The sequence below is a fragment of the Parasediminibacterium schistidii genome, assembly GCF_046546515.1.
In the GTDB taxonomy this organism is placed as follows: domain Bacteria; phylum Bacteroidota; class Bacteroidia; order Chitinophagales; family Chitinophagaceae; genus Parasediminibacterium.
Genome location: NZ_JBKHKJ010000071.1, coordinates 1 through 4,999 on the forward strand (window position 1 = coordinate 1; position 4,999 = coordinate 4,999).

Consider the following 4,999-nt stretch of genomic DNA (forward strand, 5'->3'; position numbering starts at 1 on the left):
CAAACTTTCGGGAAGTTTAAATCACGACGGTTCGAAAAACTTGCGAATAACTCCCGAATGTCTAGCGAACAACTGGCGAATGCTGAACGAATGCTGAACGAAGGATGAACGAAGGATGAACGAAGGATGAACGAAGGATGAACGAAGGATGAACGAAGGATGAACGAAGGATAAACGAAGGATGAACGAAGGATGAACGAAGGAAAGATGGACAGTAAAGGTAGCTTGAATAATCCGATGACGAACAAAAACAAAATAAAGCATTGGCAAAGGGTCTAATAATATTCTTTGTGCCCTTTAAGTGAAACGTTTTGCCTTTAATCCGCTTGCCCTCTGCGCTTCTTTGCGTGAATAGCTTTGTGGCCTTTGCGGTTGATTTTTTAAAAGTAGGAATTAAGAAAGCTTTGAGTTTAAATTTAACACGAACTTAGTTGGCAAATATTGCTAGGCGTATGGAAAGAAGGAGTTTCATAAAAAATGGTGGTGCTATCGCAGGTGGGTTGTTGTTCCACAATAAAATGCTACAAGCATTAACCATCAATAAAGCCGATGAAAAAATAAACATAGCCGTGATTGGCTGTGGCGAGCGTGGCAAAGGCATTATCTCTATCCTCAATGAACTGGAAAACCTGTTTCAATTGGTGGCAGTATGTGATGTGCTGGATTTTCGCTTTGATGAAGTAAAGAAAATGATCACCGCCAACTATAAAACCTATAAGGATTACAAAGGCCTATTGGATAATAAAAACATACAGGCAGTTATCATAGCAACTCCGCTATACTTACATTTCGAGATAGCCAAAGCAGCCATCCTCGCAGGCAAGAATGTGTACCTCGAAAAAACCATGACTTACGACATTCCACAAGCATTGGAATTGGTAAGCCTTGTACAAACCCACAAGAAACAGGTGCTGCAAGTGGGGCATCAGTACCGCTACGCACCATTGTATTACAAGGTGAAGGAAATGATAGACAATGATTATTTGGGTAAAGTAACCCAAATAGACTGCCGCTGGGACAGGAACGTTAGTTGGCGCAGGCCAGTGCCACAACCGGGATTGGAAAGACAAATTAACTGGCGGATGTACAAAGCCTACTCCGGTGGCTTGGTGGCTGAGTTATTGTCGCACCAGATAGACTTTGTAAACTGGGCATTCAACACCCACCCCGATGAAATATTTGCTACAGGGGGCATCGACAATTACAAAGATGGCAGGGAAACTTATGACAATGTCCAAGCAGTGCTTAGATACAACAAGGAAGGCATGATTGGCAATTTCGGGGCAACCTGTTCAAACGAGCGGGATGGCTACTTGTTCAAGATAAAAGGGACAAAAGGGACTGTCGATTTACTAATGCACGAAGGCGTTTATTACCCAGAAAAAAAACAACAAAAAGAACTGCAAACGGTGGATGGCGTAACAGGGTCTACCAAGATAGAATGGAACAAAGATGGGGGCATCCCCATATTGACCGAGCCTGCAAAAGACGGTACCTGGTACGCACTTACTAGTTTTTATAAATGCATAACTACGCAGCAAGTGCCGGATAGCAATGTAATTACGGGTGCTACTACGGCTATAGCCGTGCACCTTGCCAACGAGGCGTTGTATAACCATACCATTACCCAATGGAAACCTTCTTATCAATTCCAATCATTATAAAACAAGAACATGAGCAAGTATTCGAAGATTATTTTTAGTTGTATGGTTGTAGTGATGTGTTGCAGACATGTCATTGCCCAAAAGAAAACGGGATGGGTAGATTTATTCGATGGCAAGACCCTTAATGGCTGGAAACCTTTGGCTGGCAATGCCACTTTTAAAGTAGAAGACGGTACCATTGTAGGTACTACTGTTGTCAATAGTGGCAATACCTTTCTCACCACAGAAAAAGAATATGGCAATTTTATATTGGAAGCCGATATTAAAATAGAGGACACTACTGGCAACTCTGGCATACAAACCCGCAGCCATTTTGATGCTGCTGATAATCAAGGGCATGGAAAAGTATATGGCCGCCAATGCGAATTGGATCCTACTTCCCGCAAATGGACAGGTGGTATTTACGATGAAGGCAGGCGCGGATGGCTATACCCAATGGACTTAAATACCAGTGCACAAACTGCTTTTAAAAATGGGCAGTACAACCATTTTACAATACAATGCATGGGCAACGAAATGAAAACATGGGTAAATGGCGTGGCTTGTGCTTATGTAGTAGATACGTTGGATAATGAAGGGTTCATTGGCTTACAGGTACATGCTATAAAAGAGGTATCACATGCAGGTAAAAAAGTGTATTTCAAGAATATCCGTATTAAAACAACAGGTCTCGAACAGAAACCTTTTACAAGAGGGATTTATGTAGTCAATCTTGAACCAAATAAACTAAGTACTTACGAGAAAAGTAATGGTTGGAAATTATTGTTCGATGGCAAAAGCAGCAAAGGCTGGTACAGTGCCAAAGGAAGTGCATTTCCTGAAAAAGGATGGGTGATTGACAATGGATTAATTACTGTTTTGTCATCTGAAGGTAAGGAGAGCACCAATGGTGGGGATATTGTATCTGATGAATTGTTCAGTGCATTTGACTTATCTTTCCAATTCAAATTAACGCCCGGTGCCAATAGTGGCGTTAAATATTTTGTAACCCTAGATGAGAAAACGGAAGGCTCTTCCATTGGCTTGGAGTATCAAATTTTGGACGATACCCTGCACCCCGATGCCAAATTGGGCCGTGATGGGGACCGTACCCTTGCTTCTTTATATGATCTTATTAAAGCCGATAAACAAAAACGTTTTATCAAGCCTATCGGCCAATGGAATACAGGTAGGGTAGTCGTTTATCCTGACAACCGTGTGGACCATTACCTAAATGGAGTGAAGGTACTATCGTATATAAGGGGGTCAAAAGAATTTAAAGATTTGGTAGCGATGAGTAAATACCATAAATGGCCTAATTTCGGCGAGGCAAAAGAAGGCCATATACTTTTGCAGGATCACGGTAACCAAGTAAGTTTCAAAAGCATCAAAATAAAAACACTTTAAAAAGAGCTTGCCACAAATACTATAAGTCGTAAGTAATAAGTGGTAAGTAGTAAGTATTGGTGTCCTATTAGTGCTTATAATACCTATCGCTTACTACTTACTACTTACTACTTATTACTTCCTTGCCTTGTGGCAAAAAAAATTGCTACCATTATGGAAAGTTCACGTCGATTGTTTATCAAAAAAGCTGCACTCGCTGGTGCTGGTATTGTTGTGTCTAGGACTGGTTTCAGTGCAAAAAGTTATAACCGGATTATTGGCTCAAACGACCGGGTACGGGTGGGTGTAGTCGGTTTTTCCGATAGGCACAAAGGCACACACATGCCCTGCTTTATGCAGCATTACAAAGAACTTAATTTTGATATAGTGGCCGTGTCTGACATTTGGAAGAAGCGAAGGGAAGAAGGAGTTTCTGCCTGGAAAGACAAGATGGGGCATGACATTGTTGCCTGCCGCAACAATGAAGAAATGTACGACAAGAAGCTGGTAGATGCCGTATTTGTGGCTACTGCTGATTTTCAACATGCTACCCATGCTGCGGAAGCGGTAAAAGCAGGTTGCGATGCCTATGTAGAAAAACCCTTTGCCGAAACAATGGAAGACAATAGAATGGCCTTGAAAACTATAAAAGCATCCGATAGGATTGTACAAATAGGCTCCCAACGTCGTAGTGGCGAGAACTACAAGGCAGCGGCTGATTTTATACAAAGCGGCAAGTTTGGCCCGGTAACCATGGTAGAGCTTTCCTGGAACGTAAACCAGCCCGGCCGCTGGCGTAGGCCAGCACAGATAGCACAGCTAAAGGAAGAAGATACCGATTGGAAACGTTTCCTGCTCAATCGGCCTTACGAAAACTTTGATGCCCGTAAGTATTTGGAATTCCGCTTGTTTTGGCCTTATTCATCAGGATTGCCAGGGCAATGGATGAGCCACCAAATTGATACAGTTCATTGGTTCACTGGTTTGCAACACCCAAGGTCGGTTGTGGCCAATGGCGGGATTTATGCTTGGAAAGATGGCCGTAAAAATTGGGACACCATCACGGCTGCATTTGATTACGGCCCACTAAATGATGCCTCCACAGGTTTTCAGGTTGTATTCTCCTCCCGGATGCACAATGGGGATGAAAACCCATCGGAACTATATTATTCCAATGGTGGTGAGTTGAACCTGATAACCAATATGGTATCCCCCAAAGGTGGCTTGATTGGCAAAGCGGCATCGGCAATGGGTATGCAACCCAATTTGTTACCCGAAGTAACTTTGTCTAGCCCCGAGAAAATAATTGCCTCTGCCAACACAGGTGCAGACAAGCTGACCTCGGCCCATATCCGCAATTGGATGGAATGCATCCGCAGCCGCCAGCAACCCCATGCGCCAGTAGAAGCAGGTTACAACCACTCCATTGCCACCATTATGACCAATGCCGCCGTGCATACAGGCCTAAAAGTAACTTTTGACGAAGCCACACAGGAAGTAATGGCAGGTGGCAAAGTGTTTAAATACTAAGCCATTTTCTATAATAGCCAAATGTTCGAAACCCTGATAGCCTTGCAAGTCTTTTGATTTGCGAGGCTATTTTTTTGTGTCCAAGCATCCAGCCCCATATTTAGCTTTTACGGCGATGGCACCATTCAAGGTTTAGCTATCTATTGAACATATCCTAAGCGAAACCCTCGTCCACAAGTTAGCGCAGCCCATCTCGAACGAACCCAAGTAAAGAGGCATTTCAATTCCCCATACCGTCATAGGAAATGACATTTTGTCTTAATCCCAAATACACCCACCTTACACCGACCTTAGAGACATCTTAGGGACACCTTAGAGCGATGGCCTACAAAATATGCCTTCTTTCTAATGACAAGATGACTGAATAAGCCCTTCCTAGTTTATACATGGGATGCTCGTATACCTGCTGTTCAACATGTCAGCGTAGCACATGTCGAACC

3 protein-coding genes are annotated in these 4,999 nt (G+C 43.0%); all 3 read left to right on the top strand.

Going from position 1 to position 4,999, the window contains the following annotated elements; translation table 11 throughout:
- Positions 1–452 precede the first annotated feature (452 nt).
- The 3 genes from ACHFIY_RS19060 (at position 453) to ACHFIY_RS19070 (ending at position 4,559) form a co-directional block, all read left to right on the top strand.
- The gene (locus ACHFIY_RS19060) at positions 453–1,664 is read left to right on the top strand and encodes a Gfo/Idh/MocA family protein (protein WP_410847720.1); all 1,212 of its coding nucleotides are present in this window, start codon (positions 453–455) and stop codon (positions 1,662–1,664) included.
- A gap of 9 nt (positions 1,665–1,673) precedes the next feature.
- Positions 1,674–3,050, top strand: a complete 1,377-nt coding sequence (locus ACHFIY_RS19065; protein ID WP_410847721.1) for a 3-keto-disaccharide hydrolase — start codon at positions 1,674–1,676, stop codon at positions 3,048–3,050.
- A gap of 153 nt (positions 3,051–3,203) precedes the next feature.
- Entirely contained in the window at positions 3,204–4,559 is a 1,356-nt protein-coding gene (locus ACHFIY_RS19070; RefSeq protein WP_410847722.1) for a Gfo/Idh/MocA family protein, read from the top strand.
- Positions 4,560–4,999 lie beyond the last annotated feature (440 nt).

What these genes read in the sequence shown, in the direction of transcription:
- ACHFIY_RS19060 (WP_410847720.1), top strand. Translation starts at nt 453, where the DNA reads ATGGAAAGAAGGAGTTTCATAAAAAATGGTGGTGCTATCGCAGGTGGG.
- ACHFIY_RS19070 (WP_410847722.1), top strand. Translation starts at nt 3,204, where the DNA reads ATGGAAAGTTCACGTCGATTGTTTATCAAAAAAGCTGCACTCGCTGGT.
- ACHFIY_RS19065 (WP_410847721.1), top strand. Translation starts at nt 1,674, where the DNA reads ATGAGCAAGTATTCGAAGATTATTTTTAGTTGTATGGTTGTAGTGATG.